A 19555-nucleotide genomic window follows, 5' to 3' on the forward strand; every position below is an offset into this window, starting at 1 on the left:
TAAAATTAATCCAAAATTGAGGTTTATAGGAGAAATTATGAATTTTCATGATATACGTATGCCAAAATTTATTGAAACTTTTGCTGTTGGCAGACCAGAATTTGCTACTTCTTGTGCTATGACATTATCGGGCAGAGAAGTAAGAAATTTAGATAGAGAATATGCTAAACAAAAATATTTGATTAAAAATTGTCGTCTGAGTAGTCTCGAATTTGAACAGTTTAGTTCTTTCTTTAGAGCAAGAAGAGGAGGGAATTTTGCCTTCCGCTTTAGAGATAATGTCGATTATCAAGTATCAAGGCAAATTATTGGTAAAGGTGATGGGGAATTAACTCAATTCCAACTGGTTAAACTATATGAAGACCCAATTTTGCCCTATGCTAGGACAATTAGCAAACCGGTATTTGGTAGTGGAGAATTCTATGTTAATAATATTAATACAGAGGTTGAAGTTGACTATAATACCGGATTAATAACCCTACCAAGACCATTAGATAAGGGGCAAATTTTAATAGGTAATTTCACTTTTGATGTAGCTGTGCGATTTGCTAGTGATAGTTTTGAATATTTTTATTCTTCTGACGGGTCAATAGAATTATCTCCCATAGAATTATTGGAGGTTATATGACAGTAGCAGAAAATATTGATAATTCCATAGCTGAATTACAGGGGTTTACTTATTGTTTCCATATAAAACTACAAGATAGTCTTGATCTGTATCTTACCGAGTCTGATAGATATTTATCAATTGATAATGTAATATTTGTTCCGAATTCTGGAGTAACTTTAAAGGAAGGAGGATTTAATGATTCTGCCCAAAATTACATTATCTTAGAAGGAGTTTTTGAAAATGAGGGAGTAAAGCAACATTATGATTTAACGCAGGCTATAGTCAAGATATATGTTTGTTTTGCTAATTCTTGTAGGCATTTTGTTACTTATCGTTGCATCACTTATACTAAAAGAGATTTGGATTTTACTTTACGTTTAGAGCCAAATATAGATGTATATAATCAATCGTTACTGCAATCTTTTAGTAAGAAATGTCGTGCTAATTTTGGTGATTTAAAATGCAAAATAGACAAAACAGTTTATAGTCAGATATATAATATTAAGGAAATGTTTGGTAGAACTATGGTTATCTCAAACCTTGATAAAGAAAATGGTTATTTCAATTATGGGGATGCTACTTTAGTTGATGATCAAGCTGATGTTCAGTTTTATAGTAAAATCCTTAGTCATTCTGAGAATTTAATTACACTGGATAAAACAATTCCCGATAGTATGAAGCATAGTAAAATTGTTTTACTTACTGTAGGTTGTGATAAAAAATTTACAACTTGTTGCAATAAGTTCAACAATGCAGTAAATTTCAGAGGAGAGCCATTGATTCCTGATGATAACTTTATCAAAGTGATTTAGGAAACCGAATATACTCAGGTAGAACTTCAAGAATTGCCGTTCCCGCGACCAATAGTTAATGGCAATTACTAGAACCTTTACCCATCCCTACTGTAGTGTTATAGCCACAATCTACATAATGTATTTCACCAGTAACTCCTTCTGCTAAGTTACTCAGCAAATATAATGCAGCCCCTGCAACATCACGCTGAGAAGTGTTTCTGCGTAACGGCGATGCAGCTTCATGGAGAGCTAACATAGTTTTGAAATCATTAATACCACTAGATGCTAGAGTTTTTATAGGCCCAGCTGATATGGCATTTACTCGGATGTTATTTGAGCCCATATCAGTTGCAAGATATTTTACACTAGATTCTAACGCAGCTTTAGCAGGCCCCATGACATTATAATTAGGAACTACTTTTTGTGAGCCATAATAAGTTAGGGTAAGGATACTACCACCGTCTTTCATCAAAGGTTCTGCACGTTTTGCCAAGGCAATTAGAGAATAACATGATATATTCATGGTATTAAGAAAGTTAGACAATGAGGTATCTATATATCTGCCTTTTAATTCATTCCTGTCAGAGAAACCTATAGAATGAACCAAAAAATCGAGTTTGCCCCACTTTTGCTCAATAATTTTAAACAAATTATCAAGTGATTCTTCATCTGTTACATCACATGGAACAACGAAATCACACTTAATTTCTTCAGCAAGTGGTATAACGCGTTTCTCAAGCACTTCTCCTTGATAGGTAAGGGCTAAGTTTGCACCATGTTCTTTGGCAATTTGAGCAATAGCCCAAGATATTGATAAATTATTAGCGACACCTGTAATTAATCCTTTCTTACCATCAAGCAAAGCAGTGACTTTAACTTGCATACATATTCCTTATTTTTATTAAAACCTTGCCCAAACAATAGCATGATGTATATTTTTGTAAACAATTTTTATCAAAGTAACATTAATGTTCTCATCCAAAATATTCACCCTGATTTCAGGTCTGATTAGCGGTTTAGTTTTCGCTCCAACTTTCTTTGTACCTGGGTTGTTTTTTCTGGCTCTACTATGTTATCAAGTACAAATTGCTAATAGTTGGCAAGAGGCGTCTATATTAGGCTTTATATTTGGTTTTGGGCATTTTTTAGTCAATATGTACTGGATTAGTATAGGAGTTACTGTATATATTGATGAATTTTGGTGGGCAGTACCACTGGCATTATTTGGCTTTCCAATTATTCTTGCTTGTTTTATTTCTGTAACCTGCGGTCTAGGGTTTTTAGCAAAGAATCATGGTTTGTATCAGTTTATCTTTTGCCTTTATTGGGTATTTTTTGAATGGGTAAGATCATGGATATTTACCGGATTACCTTGGAATTTGCTTGGATACGCTTTTTCATTTTCTGATACTCTTATCCAGCCTTCTAGTATTATAGGAGTATATGGTTTAAGTTTTATTTTAGTATATATATCAACAAGTTTTTATCACCTATTTACTAAACGATATAATCTACTAAAAATATCATTAGCAAATTCATTGCTAATAATGTCTCTGATAACTTCCTATGGTTTATTAAGGCTGCATAACAACCCTACCAGTTTCTCAAATGTAAAAGTTCGATTAATTCAGCCAAGTATCCCACAAACTGCTAAATGGGATGTTGAAGAATTTTGGAAAAATTTAAATCTTCATCTCACATTGTCTAAAGAGCCGGGCGACGTAGACCTAATTATATGGTCAGAAGCCGCTATGGTAGTACCGTATGATTATAAACCGATCAAAATGAAACTATCAAAAATGTTGGAAAGGAAAAAAGCAATTTTAATTACTGGTGGTATAACAAATAATGGTAAAAAAGGGGATGATTTTGAGATTTACACGAGCTTATACGCTTTAACAAAAGAAGGGGATAAATTATTTGAATATCATAAGTCTCATTTAGTACCATTTGGTGAATATATGCCTCTTAAATGGATATTACCCTTGAAGAAATTAACCCCTGGGTTGTTAGATTATACTGAAGGGAGCAGACAACTCGTTAGTCTTGATAAACCTAATATAATCATAAAACCGCTTATTTGTTATGAAGCGATCTTTTCAAACCTTGTTCAAACGAGTAATAAACTTTCAGATGTGATTATTAATGTCACTAACGATACATGGTATGGAAATTCCTCTGGTCCATACCAACATTTACAGATTAGTCGTATGCGTAGTATAGAGAATGGTCTTCCTATGCTTAGAACGGCTAATAATGGTATATCTGCCGTAATAGATCCAGTAGGCAGAATTATTCAACAACGAGCTCTCAATGAAGTATGTTATATAGATAGTTTATTACCAAATAAGCTAGAATATGAAACTTTATACTCCCAATTTGGGGATATAAGTGCTTTATTAGCAATAATATTTACCCTAATTAGCTATATTTTAATAAAAAATCTTATCAATATCAATAAAAAATTACTTGATTAAGCCAGAACATTATGCTATCATTAGTTGCAATAGGTAGAGAAATATTAAATTATTATAACAATGAATAAATATAATGAATCAAAAGAAAGAATAAATATAGTTGTAGGTATGCGTTTAAAAAAGCGTCGTATAATGCTCGGCATAAGCCAACAAGAATTGAGTGAAGCTATTAATCTTAGTGTAAAACAGATACAAAAATATGAAGATGCTACTACCCCAATAGCTGGCAGTATATTGTATTTTTTTGCAAAAATATTAAATGTATCTATTGAATATTTTCTTGATATGACTAAACCTACTGAGGTATCAGAGGATTACCTATTTGGTACGCAAGACAACAATAGTCTTGTAAATAATATTATTGCTGAAGATAAAGCAGAGTATTTAGTACCTTTAAAATACGACACAGAAAAAGAAGTATCTTATCTTGTTGAAGGATTTACCGAGATTCAAAATCCACAGATTAGGCAGAAAATAGTTGAACTGATTAAGTCAATAGTAGCCTCTCAAGGTAATCAAGTCTAAACCGTAGTAATTACCTAGCTTTACAAGCTGTTCAACTTTTTAAGTTAGTCAAGTCAGGAGAGTTGGATAGCAGGAATGATGGAGCAAAGACTATAGATAATAGGCGAGCGATCGAAGACGACGTAACCAAATTCTTATCCATTGACTATATAACCTCAAATATTAGACCTCCCGACTTCCGCATTTTTTAATAAGGCATAAGCTTGGAAGGCTCATAGTGCTAGGGTTTTTAAAATTTAGGCACAACATTATTTTGTTATTTTAAATATATTTCAGTATGGTCTGAACGTTTGATGTTAAAGCTTTTATAGATTTTTCTAGCTTCGTTTTTTATTGCACTTGGTATACTGCTCGTAAATGAAGAGTTGGTAGACGATAGTATAACTTCAAGAAGAGCTAGGCAGTAGCAAAGTCGAGCGGCGTAGCGTACATTAGACTTGCTGCATAAATCAAAGATAGTTGAGGGGTTTTTAGGAGAAACGAAGCCGGCTACCTTCGCGTACACAGACGTACGTGAGGAGCGGAGGCGAGTTTCGACGACAAAATCACCAACTAGATTGACTTATGCAGTAAGTCTATTAGTAACTAGGCAGCTTCGATCTTTGGTCGCGACAACGCCAATTCTTGAAGTTCTACCTGAGTATATTCGTTAGAAAGAAATTAATATTTTTATATGACAGAAAAGTTAAAGCATGATTCATTGGCCAAAACAATCATGAGTGATCCTGTAGCAGCACAAGAATTTTTAGAATATTATTTACCGAGTGATTTTAAGAGTTTAGTAGATTTATCAAAAATAACAGTAGAGAAAGAAAGTTATATAGAGGAATCGTTAAACAAAAAATATAGTGATATAGTGTATGGAGTTGCAACCAAGAAGCATGGCAGGGCGTTTGTTTATATATTAATTGAAGCTCAATCAGGTGTTGATTATTGGACAGCTCTATGGTTATGGAGATATACATTATTATTGTGTGAAAGGCATAAGAAAAGGAGGGCTAAATTACCATTAGTGTATAATTTAGTGATCTATAATGGTAAGGAGGTTTATAATGCTCCTAGGAATTTGTGGAATTTGTTTACCGATGCAGTGATAGCTAAGCAATTAATGACAGAAGATTATCAATTAGTTGATTTGCGAAGTATGTCAGATGATGAAATTATCCAAAAGAATCATATTGGTATGTTAGAGTATATGCTAAAACATATTCATCAACGAGATATGTTGAAGCTTTGGGAAGAGTTTCTAATAAAGTTTAAACATGTTATAATACTGGATAAAGAAAAAGGATATATTTACCTTCGATCATTTTATGGTATACTGATACCAAATTACTAGAGGATCAGCAACCAAAATTAGAGCAGGTCTTGTCTAAGCATTTATCTGAAGAAGAAAAAGGTAATATTATGCGAACTATTGCACAAAAATATATCGAAGAAGGTGAGTTTAGAGGTATGAAGATTGGTAGAAAAGAGGGAAAATATGAAGTAGCAAAAAATATGTTCTCTAATAATTACTCTATCCCTGAAATTTCTCGTATTACCGGTTTATCTATTCAGGAGATCAACAATCTGCTTAAATCCTAGTTCGGGTCTGTCAGGGTCTGTTAGATTCTTTGTGTAAGTATGATTGCTCCATTCCCAATTTTATTCTTAACTGGCTTCATAACTTACACAAAGTATATTATAGACTCGGTTATTTTTTTGCTTTACTAGCATCAATACCATAAAAACTCCTTGCTCTCTCAACTATCAGATCAAATTGTTCTTCATTGAGAGTTTGTGGTGTAGCTCCTTCAATAAATGTTCCACCAATAACCCCTACATCATCAGCACTACTGCTCGGTAAATGCTTTGGATGCATGTAGAAATAGCAATTTACTGCTTGCCCAAAACTAGTTTTACCGTTACCTAAATTAACTGAAATCAAATATTTCACATCTTCAGGATCTTGGTTTTTTAACATAATTAAATGTCCTTGACCAGGAGTCATTGCATTATCATTATCAAGTTCTTTAGCACCAAGACCAGTAAAATCTACTATATACTTAGTTTTAATTTCTGCAAAATTTTGAATTTTATTTTTAATAAAAGGTACTTTCTTATTTTTTAAATAAGTTGTTAAACTTATCATCATTTTTGGTACATTGATCAGAATTCCATCATCATAAGCTACCATAAGCCTTGTTGTCCCATTACCAAAATCAAGTGCTACATCTTTGGCTGGTTGCATCACCCCGGCAGTTACATAAGGTTCTAAATCTGATTCTTCCCTAGTTGGAAAGTAAGCTGGCATTATAACAGCTCCATCTATAAAATTACTCTGTTGTTTTCTAGCAATAGCAGAATAAACTTTATAAGCATTAACAGCTATTTTATTCATCATAGGTCTTGCATTTGGTGGATAATCCATGAAAGAAGGCTTAAGCAATCCACCAGCATTATTAGAAGGTAGTCCATCAAATTGGTCAGCAATAATAGTGATGTTATTATATCCCCTTTCAATTAGATCATAAGCGCTCCATAACCCCATAACACCAGCTCCGATAATAGTAATGGGAGTATCGGGTTTTAAATCAGTAGCATATTCTGATTTTTGCAATAATTCATTAACATAAGCAATAGCTCCTGGTGCTAATGTCCAACCACTACCACTATGACCATAATTATGGGCAATAACTTTACCACCTAGCTTAGTAACAGTCATATTTGGTATACCATGCCTCGTAGGACGATAACATATAATTCTTTGACCAAGATTAACAGCTTCTAGTTTTAGTGGGACAATTTTCCGTATTTCAGGTTGAGCTTGTTGTTGAGCGTACACTGTTGGTAACATAAATACTAGAACCATAGCAAAAGATTTAACAGAATTAACCAATAGAGTAGGAGGTAGTAACTTTAATAAGGTGACAAACATATTTAACTCATTAATTAAAATTTTTATTAGCAATATATGACCATTTCCTTTCAAACAGTAGTTGAATACGTAAGATGTGTTTTAGTAAATAAAGACATAAAATTTTTAGAAGTGCCACTTGCTACTGTTTCTAGGTTTGTTTCCTTTATTTCAGCTATTTTTTCTGCTACATATTTAACAAAAGCTGGCTCATTTTGCTTTCCACGCATTGGAACAGGGGCTAAGTAAGGAGAATCTGTTTCAATTAATAATCTATCTAGTGGAATATAACGTACTATATCCTGTAAACTAGCTGCATTTTTAAAAGTTACAATTCCAGCAACCGATATATACATACCAAGATCAAGCATTTTCTTTGCCAAATGTTTTGAGGAGGTAAAGCAATGAATAAGACCGGTAAATGGTGCATTTTGCATTTCACTGCTTAAAATATCAATAGTGTCTTCTTCTGCTTCTCTTGTATGTACTATAATTGGTAATCCGGTACTTTGAGATGCTTGTATATGCTGCTCAAAAGAGCCAATCTGTTTATTTTTGTCAGATGTTTGGTAATAATAATCAAGACCAGTTTCACCAATACCAATAATTTTGGGGTGATTAGAATAATCCACAATAGTTTTACACATAGTGATTTCTTTAACTTCATTAGGATGTATGCCACATGAGGCAAATATATTGCCGTATTTTACGGTTATTTCTAAAATAGCTGGTAATTCCTCAAGGGTAGTACAGATAGTCTGCATGTACTGAACACCATTATCCTTAGCCCGAGCTATTATTGCTGATAAATCTTCTTTCAACATGTTTAAATGGCAATGAGAATCAATTAATATCATGAGCGTGTCCAATTTTTTGAGACTATTATATTAGCAATTTTTTCTACTTCATTAAGTGGGACATAATTATACTGTTCAAGCTGAGTTACAGATTCGTCTAATATTTTCGCTATTCCTAATTCTACCAAATTTTGTGTAAATGATAGATGTTTAGGTAATTTAAAATTACTAGGACAGAATATATAAAGCGGTTTACCAGTAGAAGCTGCCTCACTACACATTGAAATCGAATCAGCAGTGGAAATTATATAATCTGCCTGTGATAACATACCAAAATAAGGGTTAGGTTTAGTGTTTTCCTCTGTTGGATCATAAATAATGGCAGAGGAAGATACATTGTTTTTAATAATTTCTTTTGCTGAATTGGGGGTACGTCTACTAAAACTAATAAACAAGCTATATTCTTTGCTTTTTTGTATAAGATTAAATAATATTGTTGCAATTTGGCGAGCATTATCATTGGTAAAAGTATAATTTTTACTATTACCACCGATAATTACTGAGATAAATTTCCCAAGTTTTGGATGATTTTTACGTAATTCAATGCCACCATTCTGTATTTTTTCTTGAACATTGTTTAAAGCCCCAGTAATTCTCAATATACTCAAATCACTTGAGTACATAGTTAGTTCTTCTTTACTAACTTTATCATGGTGTGGTAAAATAATTAGATCAAACTGTTTGAACGGCAGGTTAGGGTGCATAATTTGAACAATTTTTATTCTACCATTAGACTTATGTTTTAAATAACTTGCTAAAGAAGCAGTTCTTCTTCCGGCAGAAATTATTAAGTCTGGGAATCCTTGCCTGTCTGTAATAATTTCCCACGATTGTAATAGTTCCTTTTTTACATGGATAGGGCTGAATCGGAGTAAGAAATTTGGTAAATTACCCCAAAAATTATATTCAATAGGTTTTAATTCATAACCAAGCTTGATATTTTCTGCTAGAGCTATGGCTTGATTGGCATTACCGACGCTACTGTCAGTCAGCACCCAAATTTTAGGTTTAGTAGTATCTATCATATTCTTTTCTATTTAGGCTACTTTATTAATAACTAGTTCACTACCAGTTGATTTGATGTTTACCGTATCACCGCTCATGATACTACTCGAAAGAATCATTTTGGCAAAATGATTCTGTAGTTCTCGTTGAATAACTCTTTTCAATGGTCTAGCACCAAACATTGAGTCATAGCCCTTATCAGCAAGGTAATTTATAGATGATTCATCAAATTGCAATGTAATATTTTGTTGCAAAAGAACCTTTCTTAAATTATCTAGTTGTATTTTAACAATATCATGGATGTTGGCATGAGTTAGTTTATGGAATAGAATAATCTCATCTAGCCTATTTAGGAATTCTGGTTTAAATACGGCTCGTACATATTCCATTACTTGTTCTTTAATTTTATCTTGGTCATCGCCTTGCTGTTGATTAATAAGCGTTTCAGCTCCAAGGTTGGAAGTAAGAACAATAATGGTATTTTTAAAATCAACGACTATCCCTTGACTATCGGTTAGTCGTCCTTCATCTAAAATCTGCAGCATGATGTTAAAAATATCTGAATGAGCCTTCTCCACTTCATCAAATAAAATGACTTGATAAGGTCTCCTACGTACTGCTTCGGTTAAGATACCTCCCTGCTCATAACCAACATACCCTGGAGGAGCTCCAATCAAACGTGATATAGAGTGTTTTTCCATATATTCAGACATATCAATTCTGAGTATGGCATTACGATCATCAAATAAAAAAAGTGCCAAAGCCTTGGTTAGTTCGGTTTTACCAACACCAGTGGGACCTAAGAATAAAAATGACCCAAGTGGTCTGTTAATATCTTGCAAACCAGCACGAGAACGACGTACAGCATCACTGACTCCTTTTATAGCTTCATCTTGACCAATCACCGATTGACGCAGTTTATCTTCCATCGCTAGTAGCTTTTCACGCTCGCTTGATAGCATTGTATCAATCGGTATACCAGTAATTCTAGATATGATTATAGCTATATCGTTTTCTGATACGACTTCTTTTGATAGTTTGTTATCTCCACCTTCCATTGCTTGTTGTAGTTTCTTAGTTAAATCAGGAATAATACCATATTTCAGCTCACTAGCTCGGGCAAGATCGCTACTTCTTTCTGCTCTTTCAAGTTCTGCTTTAGCTTTTTCTAGCTCTTCTTTTAATTTTTGTTCAATATGTATTTTGGATTTTTCAGCTTGCCAGCTAGCACTCATATCATAAGAAAGAGATTCAAGTTTTTCTAATTCATCGGTTAAGAGGATAATTTTCTTTTTTGAATGTTCATCATTTTCTTTTTTTAGAGCTGCTAGTTCAATTTTTATTTGAATGATGCGACGGTCAAGCTCATCCAGTTCTTCTGGTTTGCTAGATAATTCTATTTTTAGCCGGCTACATGCTTCGTCGATTAAATCAATAGCTTTATCTGGTAAATAACGATCAGTAATATATCTGTTAGATAAAGTGCTAGCAGCAACTATAGCACTATCAGCAATTCTTACACCATGATGTAATTCATATTTGTCCTTAATGCCACGTAGAATTGAAATAGTATCTTCTACTGTTGGCTGGCTAACGTAAACTGGTTGAAATCTTCTAGCAAGAGCTGCATCTTTCTCAATATATTTACGATATTCATCTAAAGTGGTAGCACCAATACAATGGAGTTCTCCTCTAGCAAGCATTGGTTTTAGTAAGTTTGATGCATCCATAGCTCCGTCTGTCTTACCAGTTCCTACTAAAAGATGTAGCTCATCAATAAATAAAATAATTTCCCCACTAGAGTTTTTAATCTCATTTAATACAGCTTTTAGTCGTTCTTCAAATTCCCCACGATATTTAGCTCCAGCAATTAAGGCTCCCATATCAAGTTCAATGATACGACAATTTGCTAAAGTTTCAGGAATATCTTGGCTAAATATTCTTTGGGTTAACCCTTCTATTATGGCTGTTTTACCAACTCCTGGCTCTCCTATCAGTACGGGGTTATTTTTCATTCTTCTCGACAAAACTTGCACTGTTCTTCTAATTTCCTCATCTCTGCCAATTATTGGATCAAGTTTACCAAGTTCTGCCAGCTCGGTTACATCTCTACCGTATTTTTTTAGGGCATCGTAACTACTTTCAGAAGATTCGCTATCTGCTTTTTTACCTTTTCTTAACTGTAAAATTGCTGCATTTATTTTCTTATTAGTTATTGAATTATCCGATAAAATTTTACCAGCAGAGGTTTTGTCATATGATAAGCCTTCAAAAATTCGCTCAATAGTCACAAAACTATCAGCATTATTCTTGGCAAGCTCTGATGCTTTATCAAGTAATTTTAGTGCTTCCGATGATAGGTAAAGCTGTCCTCCTCCCTCAACTTGTACTTTTGGGATTTTGTTTAATTCTATAGTTAAAGCTCTATTTAAATCGTCTAAGCTACTACCCAAAATATTAATGAGATTAGTAATAATGCCGCTATCATCGTTTAATAAGCTTGCCAATATATGTAATGGTAATATTTGCTGATGATCATTCTTTGCTGCTAAGCTTTGGGCATTAGAGATAACAGATTTTGCATGTGTAGTAAATTTATTCATGTCCATTTCAATAACCTTATAAATTGTAAATTAGGTCAAACCTGATTGTTAAAATGTACTCGTGTCAGCCGCTCCAAAAGTGCATTTATCGAATTAATGATTAGAATATATCATAATATTTGACCCCACTAAGTATTTTATATTATTTTATATAATTAATGGTTAATAATAATACAAGGGGCTATAACTTAACTAGAAAATGTTTGAGTCATGAGAACGATGCTAAACTAGCACTTATTTTAACAGATTGACAAATATATTAAATTCAGATATCCTCTAGTCCTTAAATTCTAGTAGGCGAAGAAATATTAAGGACTAGGTTTTAAGGGCTGAAAAAGAGAAATTCGGTGTCAAAATCACGACATCCTTGCTCACGAAAGGGTGGCAGTTCGAATCTGTCATTGTCCACTAATAATATTAAATAATTAATTAAATAAGTAGAATTATGACAAATTGTATTAAAAAATCATTGTTTGTTACAGCTGGTCTTGCTGTAATAGGTTTGGGACTATTTTTGGGTAATCCTAGTAGAGTTGATGCTGCGGTTAAAGAGGGGCAAAAATTTTCAGATTGGGTAGTTAACTGCACCACAGATGCTGAAAAAAAACAGGTCTGTTTTTTAAGTCAAGCAATTAACTCTACTAATAAAGATGGTAAACAACAAGTGTTAGCTGTGTATCAAATAGGTTATTTGGGTAGTGGTAAGGCAAGAAGTTTAAAAATGATACAAGTAGTTCCTGCTGATGTTTCTGTTGCTCCAGGTACGTCAATTATTAGTTCCCAAAAATTAGTTGCTCCAGGTAAGTACGTTACTTGTACAAAAGATTCTTGTCAGGCTGTTGCTGAAATATCAGATAAAGATCTTAAAGATATTTTATCAAAAGATGCTAATCCTAGCGTGGGGATAATGAATTCAGCTGGTCAACAAGTAAATTTTCCATTTTCTACGAAAGGTCTTGAAGAAGGCTTGAAAGCGTTAAAATAAATTAAGTTATAGCTAAACCGAAAAAGTTTTAGCCTAAACACCGTCTATTAGCGAGAAGACCGTAGGTCGACGAAGCAATCTATATGACAAGCTTCATGGATTGACACGCTCACGTACGTTCGCTCGCTAATAGACATATCTATAATTTTATAAAATGCACTCGCAAAACCGCTTCAAGAATGTATTTCCCTTATATTAAAGCCAATTCGGAATAAAAATTAGTTACTTCTTATAGGTTAGCTCAATGACTATTTGTCCTAATAAATTATCTGAAACAGATAATGAAATATACCAAATTATTAATGGTGAAAAAAAGCGTCAGCATGATTTTATCGAATTGATTGCTTCTGAAAATTTTGTAAGTCCGGCAGTATTAGAAGCACAAGGGTCAGTTCTTACCAATAAATATGCTGAAGGATATTTTGGAAAACGCTATTATAATGGTTGTGAAGAGGTTGATAAAGCTGAGTTTTTAGCGATAGAACGAGTAAAAAAACTATTTAATTGTAACTATGCTAACGTTCAGCCTCATTCCGGCTCTCAGGCTAATCAGGCAGTATTTTTAGCCCTATTAAAACCACATGACACCATACTTGGTATGTCGCTAGATACAGGGGGGCATTTGACTCATGGTGCTTCCCCTAACTTGTCTGGTAAATGGTTTAACTCTGTGTCCTATTCGGTGAATAAAGAAACTTTCTTAATTGATTATTCACAAATAGAGCAAATGGCCGTGCAGCATAAACCTAAATTGATTATAGCTGGCTATTCTGCTTATTCACGTCAATTAGATTTTAGCAAATTTAGGGAAATTGCTGATAGAGTAGGAGCATATTTGCTAGCGGATATTGCCCATATTGCTGGATTAGTTGCGGTAGGTGAGCATCCAAGTCCTTTGCCTTATGCTCATGTCGTGACTTCTACTACTCATAAAACTCTGCGTGGCCCACGTGGTGGTATTATTCTTTCAAACGATGAGGAATTGGGTAAAAAGATAAATTCTGCTTTATTTCCTGGGCTGCAAGGTGGACCGTTAATGCATATTGTTGCAGCAAAAGCAGTAGGCTTTTTGGAAGCCTTAACACCAGATTATCATCTTTATATAAAACAGGTTATGAGTAATGCAAAAGCTCTTGCTAACAGTTTGATGGTAAGAGGTTATGATATTTTAACTAATGGTACTGATAATCATATAGTATTAGTGGACCTACGAAAATATGGTATAACTGGTAAGATGGCCGCAGATTCGCTTGAAAGAGCCGGCATAACCTGTAATAAAAATGCTATACCATTTGATACAACTTCACCGTTCATTACTTCTGGTATTAGGCTTGGTACTCCAGCATGCACCACTAGAGGTTTCAAAGAAAAGGAGTTTATAGAAGTTGGCGAGATGATTTGCAACGTATTAGATGGGTTGAAAGCTACGCAAGATAACAGTGATTGTGAGCAAGAAACTCGCAAGCAAGTTAAAAAGTTAGTAGATAATTTCCCGATTTATGTTTAAGCTAGAAGTTAACAATCTAATGAATTCTTCACCTGTAATTAAAACAGTTTAATCAGAAACTGAAAGTGTTATGCAATAATTTTTATAATCTTCTTGACAAGCTATAGAAAGTTACTATTATCCGTTTATAACGGGTTTAAAAAGGTAAAAATTATGACTTTTAAAGAATTATTAGAAAAAATAAAAAATAATACGCTTAGTAGCGGTCTTCTTGACTTAAGGGAATATGATATAAAAGATGAAGAAGTTAAAAAATTAGGTGAAGTCCTTAAGTATAATGATCGAGTTTGGTATGTTGATTTAGCAAATAAACAGCATAATATCACCAATGAGGCATTTAAAAGTTTTGCAGAGAATATTAAGCTTAACGGAAGACCTATTGAGGTTGAATGTAATGACAAAGCCTGGAATTACTTATTTATGTTTATTAAACGCATTAACAGTCAAAAGACCTCTAATTTAGACCAAAAAGCAAAAGATGAATGGTTTACAAGCATGGTAGTAGCAGGTCATAGTCATGACAGTATAATTGAATATTTACTTAAACATACCGATGAGACCTATTCGTTTTCAATTAATGGAGCTATTCAAGGACGGACTATTGCTAACTATTATATGGATAGACCGGATATTCAAAAATTGTTATTTGCTCATGGATACATTCCGCGTGAATTACCTGCTAATCATTATCATGATCTACAAGATATTATTCATGATACTCAATCTGTACATAACAGTACAGTAGTAAGAGCAACAAACTCCTACATCAAGGATATGTTAGAACAATTGAAAGCTTCTGATAAACAATTAGATCAAGCTGCAGTGCAAACTATAACAACAATAGAAAACTTGTCAAATATTACAAGCAAAGCAGAATATACACCATTTCTGTTGTCCAATTTACCTGAAGATAGGAAAAAGGATATTTTTTATAAAATACCAGAAGATCATAAACTAAATTATCTACAAGATAACAAGAAAACTATGCAAGCAATAATAGCAAAAGCAGTCGATATCTTAAAGAATCTTTATGTAAGAACTGATGTTGATGGTAAATATGACGGAACTTATGCTAATTATAATTATTGTTATGATTACCTGCATGGGAAGAATCTACAATTACCTAGAGCAATAGGAGCTGTTAAGCTATTCATTGATAGTAATTATCCTAATGAGCAAGAAATACAAGAATTATATGTTAGCTCTATATCTAAATATTTAACTATAGAGACAGATAAGTCAAAAGTTTTAAGTATTCTAACTAAAATTAAACAACTACTTAATAAAGATGAACTAACAATAGAAGAGCTTAAAAGTCAAGAGGCATGCCATAATTTACTTATTAACTGTAATGCTACTCAGCAGCAAATAAAAGACTTGTTTCAAGATTTAAACAACTGTTCTGTAGAAGAGGTATGGAAGGTAAATAAAATGTCGGAGTTGGCTACTCAATTATATATGGCTGCGACAACGTATGGTCCTAATGACTCTGCTTGTAATCAAGGAACCTTAACTCAAGTAATCCATACTTTACCAAAGGTTAGTTCTCAATTTATAAATAACTTTGCATTACGGGAGGCTGAGACAAAAGAGGAGATTACTGAGAATAATATTGGAGACTTTATGCAACACATTGTTGATAAGTTAATAGTAACATGTGAAAAAAAAGGACTATCCAAGGAGCTTTTAGAATTTATAGCGTGTGAGATGGATATGGATTTTAGCAAAACCACACATGAACAACAAAAAGTATTTGCTGAAATTAATAAATTATTTTTGGAGAATATTAGAGACTATCTACCTGAATATGCTGAGCGTAACCCTTTAGCGACAGAATACCAAATTATGATTAATGCACTACGACAAACCAAAAAGATGCAAGATTTTGCTAGTCAACATAATACCGAGCAATTAACTAAACAAGACAAACAATTTATTGTGGATATGAAACATCAACAAGAAGAACAAGCAACAAAATTGCAAAAACAGCAAGTTAAGGTAGTAGTTGAGGATATGTTAGATGCTTTGGAACTGTCAGAGACAGGCTCTAAATATTTTGATGATCCCATTGCAGCATACAAAAGCTTACTGGGAGAGTGTAGTATAATAGATTTTGCCTTTGAATAGGCATGTAATTCTTAATAATCGATCTCAACGTCATTATGAGGAACTGCTTTATAATCTCAATTTCGGATTAATGAAATTAATCCAAAACTGAGGTTTATAGTAGTGACTAAGCAATCCATTTCTAATCCTTTTTAAGGATTGCTTAGTTGCTTTCGCCTACTTGCAATGATGCCTTTTTTACATCCCCTTAATTTTTGCCATAATCTTTTCTAGGATATTTGAGGCAGTAAGCCCAAAATATGAGTATAAATCAGTAGAGGGAGCAGATAGACCAAATTGGTCGACTCCAAAAGACAGTCCGTTTTCTCCAATGATTCGATGCCAGCCAAAGCTACTTGCAGCTTCTATAGCCACTTTTAAGTTACCCCTAGATAAAATATTTTGGATATAGCTAGGTTTTTGTTTAAAAAATAGCTCAAAACATAATATTGAAATAACATTTACACTAAATCCATTTTTGCTTAGTATATCTTTTACCTCTAAGGCAATTGATAATTCAGAACCTGTAGCAAAGATAGCAACATCTACTTTTTCTTGACTATTTCCTGACAATATATACCCACCTTTAGAGTATAAATTTTGTGAACTAATGTGGCTAACTATTTGATTTTCCTTATTTTGAATCTTAATAATTTGAGGGACAGCTTGTCTTGTTAAAGCAAGAATAGAAGGACCTTGTTTATTAGATAGTGCAATTCGCCAGGACTCGGCTGTTTCTATATAGTCTGCAGGGCGTAATACCATCATATTTGGTAAGCTTCGAAAGGACGCTAGATGCTCAACTGGTTGGTGAGTAGGGCCGTCTTCTCCTACACCGATTGAATCATGAGTCATTATATAGATTACTTGTTGCTGCATAATAGCAGAAAGTCGCATACTTGGCTTCATATAATCAGAAAAGACTAGAAAAGTAGCACCTACAGGCAAAAATCCTGATAATGACAGTCCATTCATGATAGCTCCCATAGCATTTTCGCGAACACCATAATGGATGTAGTTGCCGCTAAAATCATCTTTACTGATTACTTTACTATGATTATTTTTGATATTATTGGATGATGATAAATCAGCTGACCCAAAAATAATTTTTTCAGATAGTTTGCTTAATTCTTCTACAATTCTACCGGATGAACTACGGGTTGCTTCATCTTTTACCTGGATAGGGATATTGTCAAGAAAAGAACAATCGATATTAGGTCTAGCAAAATACACTTTTTGTTCTTGACTTATATCAACAAAGTTTTTCTGCCAATTATTATAACTCACTTGATTTCTTAGCCAAGCGATGCCCCATATATCTTTTAATTCTTTTGGTAGGTCAAATTCTTCATCCTTAAAACCTAAATTTTCTTTTAGCAATTTAACTTCATCTTTGCCAAGGGGCGAACCATGGGCTGCATTTGAATTTACCTTGTTAATAGAACCTTTGGCAATTAAAGTACGACAAGCAATGAAGTAGGGTTTATCAGAATTTTTTGCCCTAGTTAAGCTGGCATTAATTTGCTCAAAATCATGTCCATCAATAGATTCAGTAATCCAACCCATGGCAGTAAATTTAAGCAAATGGTCTTCAGATACGGTAAGGTTGGTAGAGCCATCGATGGAAATTTTATTATCATCAAATAAAACTATTAGGTTATTAAGGCATAAATGTCCAGCTAAAGAAGCAGCCTCGTAGCTTATACCTTCCATTAGGCATCCATCTCCAATTATACAGTAAATTTTATGATCACTAAGATTTTTGCCCAATTTTTGTTGATATTTTTTTTGACCAATAGCCATACCCACTGAAGTGGCAAATCCCTGACCTAAAGGTCCTGTAGTAGCTTCAATAGCTTCATATGCTCCATATTCTGGATGTCCAGGAGTTTTTGAATGTAATTTGCGAAATTGTTTTAAATCTTCTAAGTGAAAATTTTTATAATTTGTTAAATAATAAAAACTATAAAGTAACATAGATCCATGCCCAGCTGATAGAACTAGGCGATCACGGTCAAACCAAGTTGGATCATTAGGATTGAATTTAAGAAAATCAAACACTAAAACTGTCATCACATCTGCCATGCCAAGTACCATACCTGGATGGCCTGACTTGGCATGTTCTATGCTATCACTTGCTAAAACTCTAATACAGTCACTTAGTTTACAATATTCTTCTGAATATTTTGGTATTTTATTAAACTTCATTATGATAAATATCGCTTTTATGTTAAAAGATATATACTTTTCTAGTTTTAAGAATTGGAATATATTGATAAAAATTTTTTATGAATCTACATCAAAATAGATATTATGACAACAAAACTATTATCCGTTTTCTCGTGGTTTACTACTTTATTTCATCAATTACGGTTATCAATCAGTTCAATAAATTTTTACCAAGATGTTTATAGATCATATACAGGGTATGGAATTAAATACATATTTACTGTATCTTTTATATCATCATTGATTTTCTGTCTTTTTATATTTAATTATTTGTTGGCTTTGACGGATTATTTTACTGAGAACCGCTCTACAAAAAGCACCACAACTATTGAATATATATTAAAACAGTTACCGGAAATCTATTATGATGGTAGTAAAATTTTAGTTGATCAAGATGAAGCTATATATTTACTCGATGAAAATGGTAATAAAATTGCTGTTATAGACTCAAAGAATCAACTACCTTATAGCGAGAAAATTAAAGTTCCTATCCTCTTTAGTAGCAATAATATAACCCTTACTACGATTGAAATAACTGATAAAAAAAAGAGTGCATTTAGTATTGGATATTCTAAATTATTTACTTCTGATCAAAAAATTCTAACTGAAGAAGTCATTAAAAAGCATTTTTCTAGGATTCTTACACAAGCACCGAAGGTATTTATTTACATTTTAATGCCGATAATGATAGTCTTTCGCTTTGTAACAATTTTATTCGAAAAAAGCTTTATTATCATATTAGTATATCTGTTAACTAATTATTTTGGTCCTAAATCCTCTTGGCAAACATGCACTAGGATAGTATTATTTTCAAGTGGAGTGTCCATTTTATTACAACCTATTATCGTTATATTTTTACCAGCATTGAGTGGCATACTATTTTTTATACAGATGTTTGCCTATTTTTTACTCTTTTTGGGGATGTTACAAATACGAAGTAAATAGGGAAGGGGGGCTA

At 33.2% G+C, this 19555-nt stretch carries 14 protein-coding genes and 1 pseudogene; 9 read left to right on the forward strand and 6 right to left on the reverse strand.

The features are described from left to right. Positions 1-37 precede the first annotated feature (37 nt). Both AAGD26_RS00795 and AAGD26_RS00800 read left to right on the forward strand, forming a co-directional pair. Positions 38-628 carry a TIGR02217 family protein gene (locus AAGD26_RS00795; protein WP_341751827.1) on the forward strand — a complete coding sequence of 197 codons (591 nt, stop codon included), beginning with the start codon at positions 38-40 and terminating at the stop codon, positions 626-628. Continuing rightward, the gene (locus AAGD26_RS00800) at positions 625-1422 is read left to right on the forward strand and encodes a DUF2163 domain-containing protein (RefSeq protein WP_341751828.1); all 798 of its coding nucleotides are present in this window, start codon (positions 625-627) and stop codon (positions 1420-1422) included. Before AAGD26_RS00795 ends, AAGD26_RS00800 begins: the two co-directional genes overlap by 4 nt. Before the next feature lie 55 nt (positions 1423-1477). Here the strand turns inward: AAGD26_RS00800 and AAGD26_RS00805 are convergent, their stop codons facing one another. Then, on the reverse strand, positions 1478-2287 hold the full coding sequence (locus tag AAGD26_RS00805) for an enoyl-ACP reductase (RefSeq protein WP_341747572.1): 810 nt from the start codon (positions 2285-2287) through the stop codon (positions 1478-1480). 85 nt (positions 2288-2372) lie between these two features. Between AAGD26_RS00805 and lnt the strand changes: the two genes are divergently transcribed. The 3 genes and pseudogenes from lnt to AAGD26_RS00820 all read left to right on the forward strand — a co-directional run bounded on the left by lnt (position 2373) and on the right by AAGD26_RS00820 (position 5993). Continuing rightward, positions 2373-3881 carry an apolipoprotein N-acyltransferase gene (gene lnt / locus AAGD26_RS00810; RefSeq protein ID WP_341751829.1) on the forward strand — a complete coding sequence of 503 codons (1509 nt, stop codon included), beginning with the start codon at positions 2373-2375 and terminating at the stop codon, positions 3879-3881. A 60-nt stretch (positions 3882-3941) separates the two neighbouring features. Next, the gene (locus AAGD26_RS00815) at positions 3942-4406 is read left to right on the forward strand and encodes a helix-turn-helix domain-containing protein (protein WP_341751830.1); all 465 of its coding nucleotides are present in this window, start codon (positions 3942-3944) and stop codon (positions 4404-4406) included. Positions 4407-5079: 673 nt separating this feature from the next. Further along, positions 5080-5993: pseudogene (locus AAGD26_RS00820) on the forward strand (Rpn family recombination-promoting nuclease/putative transposase). Between the two features lie 109 nt (positions 5994-6102). Here AAGD26_RS00820 and AAGD26_RS00825 read toward each other — a convergent pair. The 4 genes from AAGD26_RS00825 to clpB are packed head-to-tail and all read right to left on the reverse strand — an operon-like array spanning position 6103 to position 11776. Continuing rightward, on the reverse strand, positions 6103-7359 hold the full coding sequence (locus AAGD26_RS00825; RefSeq protein WP_341751831.1) for an FAD-dependent oxidoreductase: 1257 nt from the start codon (positions 7357-7359) through the stop codon (positions 6103-6105). Between the two features lie 17 nt (positions 7360-7376). Continuing rightward, positions 7377-8162 (reverse strand): TatD family hydrolase, encoded by a 786-nt coding sequence (locus tag AAGD26_RS00830; RefSeq protein ID WP_410520620.1) that lies wholly within the window; start codon positions 8160-8162, stop codon positions 7377-7379. Continuing rightward, positions 8159-9187, reverse strand: a complete 1029-nt coding sequence (locus AAGD26_RS00835) for a mitochondrial fission ELM1 family protein (RefSeq protein WP_341751832.1) — start codon at positions 9185-9187, stop codon at positions 8159-8161. The genes AAGD26_RS00830 and AAGD26_RS00835 overlap by 4 nt, the downstream gene beginning before the upstream one ends. Before the next feature lie 12 nt (positions 9188-9199). Next, positions 9200-11776 carry an ATP-dependent chaperone ClpB gene (gene clpB, locus AAGD26_RS00840; protein ID WP_341751833.1) on the reverse strand — a complete coding sequence of 859 codons (2577 nt, stop codon included), beginning with the start codon at positions 11774-11776 and terminating at the stop codon, positions 9200-9202. 439 nt (positions 11777-12215) lie between these two features. On the opposite strand from clpB, the gene AAGD26_RS00845 reads away from it, so the two are divergent. The 3 genes from AAGD26_RS00845 (at position 12216) to AAGD26_RS00855 (ending at position 16389) form a co-directional block, all read left to right on the forward strand. Beyond that, positions 12216-12755, forward strand: a complete 540-nt coding sequence (locus AAGD26_RS00845; protein ID WP_341751834.1) for an invasion associated locus B family protein — start codon at positions 12216-12218, stop codon at positions 12753-12755. 244 nt (positions 12756-12999) lie between these two features. Further along, positions 13000-14262, forward strand: a complete 1263-nt coding sequence (gene glyA, locus AAGD26_RS00850; RefSeq protein ID WP_341751835.1) for a serine hydroxymethyltransferase — start codon at positions 13000-13002, stop codon at positions 14260-14262. A gap of 153 nt (positions 14263-14415) precedes the next feature. Next, positions 14416-16389, forward strand: a complete 1974-nt coding sequence (locus tag AAGD26_RS00855; protein WP_341751836.1) for a hypothetical protein — start codon at positions 14416-14418, stop codon at positions 16387-16389. Between the two features lie 177 nt (positions 16390-16566). Here the strand turns inward: AAGD26_RS00855 and tkt are convergent, their stop codons facing one another. Next, positions 16567-18576 (reverse strand): transketolase, encoded by a 2010-nt coding sequence (gene tkt, locus AAGD26_RS00860; RefSeq protein ID WP_341751837.1) that lies wholly within the window; start codon positions 18574-18576, stop codon positions 16567-16569. 105 nt (positions 18577-18681) lie between these two features. Here tkt and AAGD26_RS00865 point away from each other — a divergent pair, with 105 nt between their 5' ends. Beyond that, positions 18682-19542 (forward strand): DUF1189 family protein, encoded by an 861-nt coding sequence (locus AAGD26_RS00865; protein ID WP_341751838.1) that lies wholly within the window; start codon positions 18682-18684, stop codon positions 19540-19542. The last annotated feature ends 13 nt before the right edge of the window (positions 19543-19555 follow it).

The organism is Candidatus Tisiphia endosymbiont of Piscicola geometra (genome assembly GCF_964026415.1).
Classification (GTDB): domain Bacteria; phylum Pseudomonadota; class Alphaproteobacteria; order Rickettsiales; family Rickettsiaceae; genus Tisiphia.

What these genes read in the sequence shown, in the direction of transcription:
- AAGD26_RS00795 (WP_341751827.1), top strand. Translation starts at nt 38, where the DNA reads ATGAATTTTCATGATATACGTATGCCAAAATTTATTGAAACTTTTGCT.
- AAGD26_RS00800 (WP_341751828.1), top strand. Translation starts at nt 625, where the DNA reads ATGACAGTAGCAGAAAATATTGATAATTCCATAGCTGAATTACAGGGG.
- AAGD26_RS00805 (WP_341747572.1), bottom strand. Translation starts at nt 2,287, where the DNA reads ATGCAAGTTAAAGTCACTGCTTTGCTTGATGGTAAGAAAGGATTAATT.
- lnt (WP_341751829.1), top strand. Translation starts at nt 2,373, where the DNA reads ATGTTCTCATCCAAAATATTCACCCTGATTTCAGGTCTGATTAGCGGT.
- AAGD26_RS00815 (WP_341751830.1), top strand. Translation starts at nt 3,942, where the DNA reads ATGAATAAATATAATGAATCAAAAGAAAGAATAAATATAGTTGTAGGT.
- AAGD26_RS00830 (WP_410520620.1), bottom strand. Translation starts at nt 8,162, where the DNA reads ATGATATTAATTGATTCTCATTGCCATTTAAACATGTTGAAAGAAGAT.
- AAGD26_RS00835 (WP_341751832.1), bottom strand. Translation starts at nt 9,187, where the DNA reads ATGATAGATACTACTAAACCTAAAATTTGGGTGCTGACTGACAGTAGC.
- clpB (WP_341751833.1), bottom strand. Translation starts at nt 11,776, where the DNA reads ATGGACATGAATAAATTTACTACACATGCAAAATCTGTTATCTCTAAT.
- AAGD26_RS00845 (WP_341751834.1), top strand. Translation starts at nt 12,216, where the DNA reads ATGACAAATTGTATTAAAAAATCATTGTTTGTTACAGCTGGTCTTGCT.
- glyA (WP_341751835.1), top strand. Translation starts at nt 13,000, where the DNA reads ATGACTATTTGTCCTAATAAATTATCTGAAACAGATAATGAAATATAC.
- AAGD26_RS00855 (WP_341751836.1), top strand. Translation starts at nt 14,416, where the DNA reads ATGACTTTTAAAGAATTATTAGAAAAAATAAAAAATAATACGCTTAGT.
- tkt (WP_341751837.1), bottom strand. Translation starts at nt 18,576, where the DNA reads ATGAAGTTTAATAAAATACCAAAATATTCAGAAGAATATTGTAAACTA.
- AAGD26_RS00865 (WP_341751838.1), top strand. Translation starts at nt 18,682, where the DNA reads ATGACAACAAAACTATTATCCGTTTTCTCGTGGTTTACTACTTTATTT.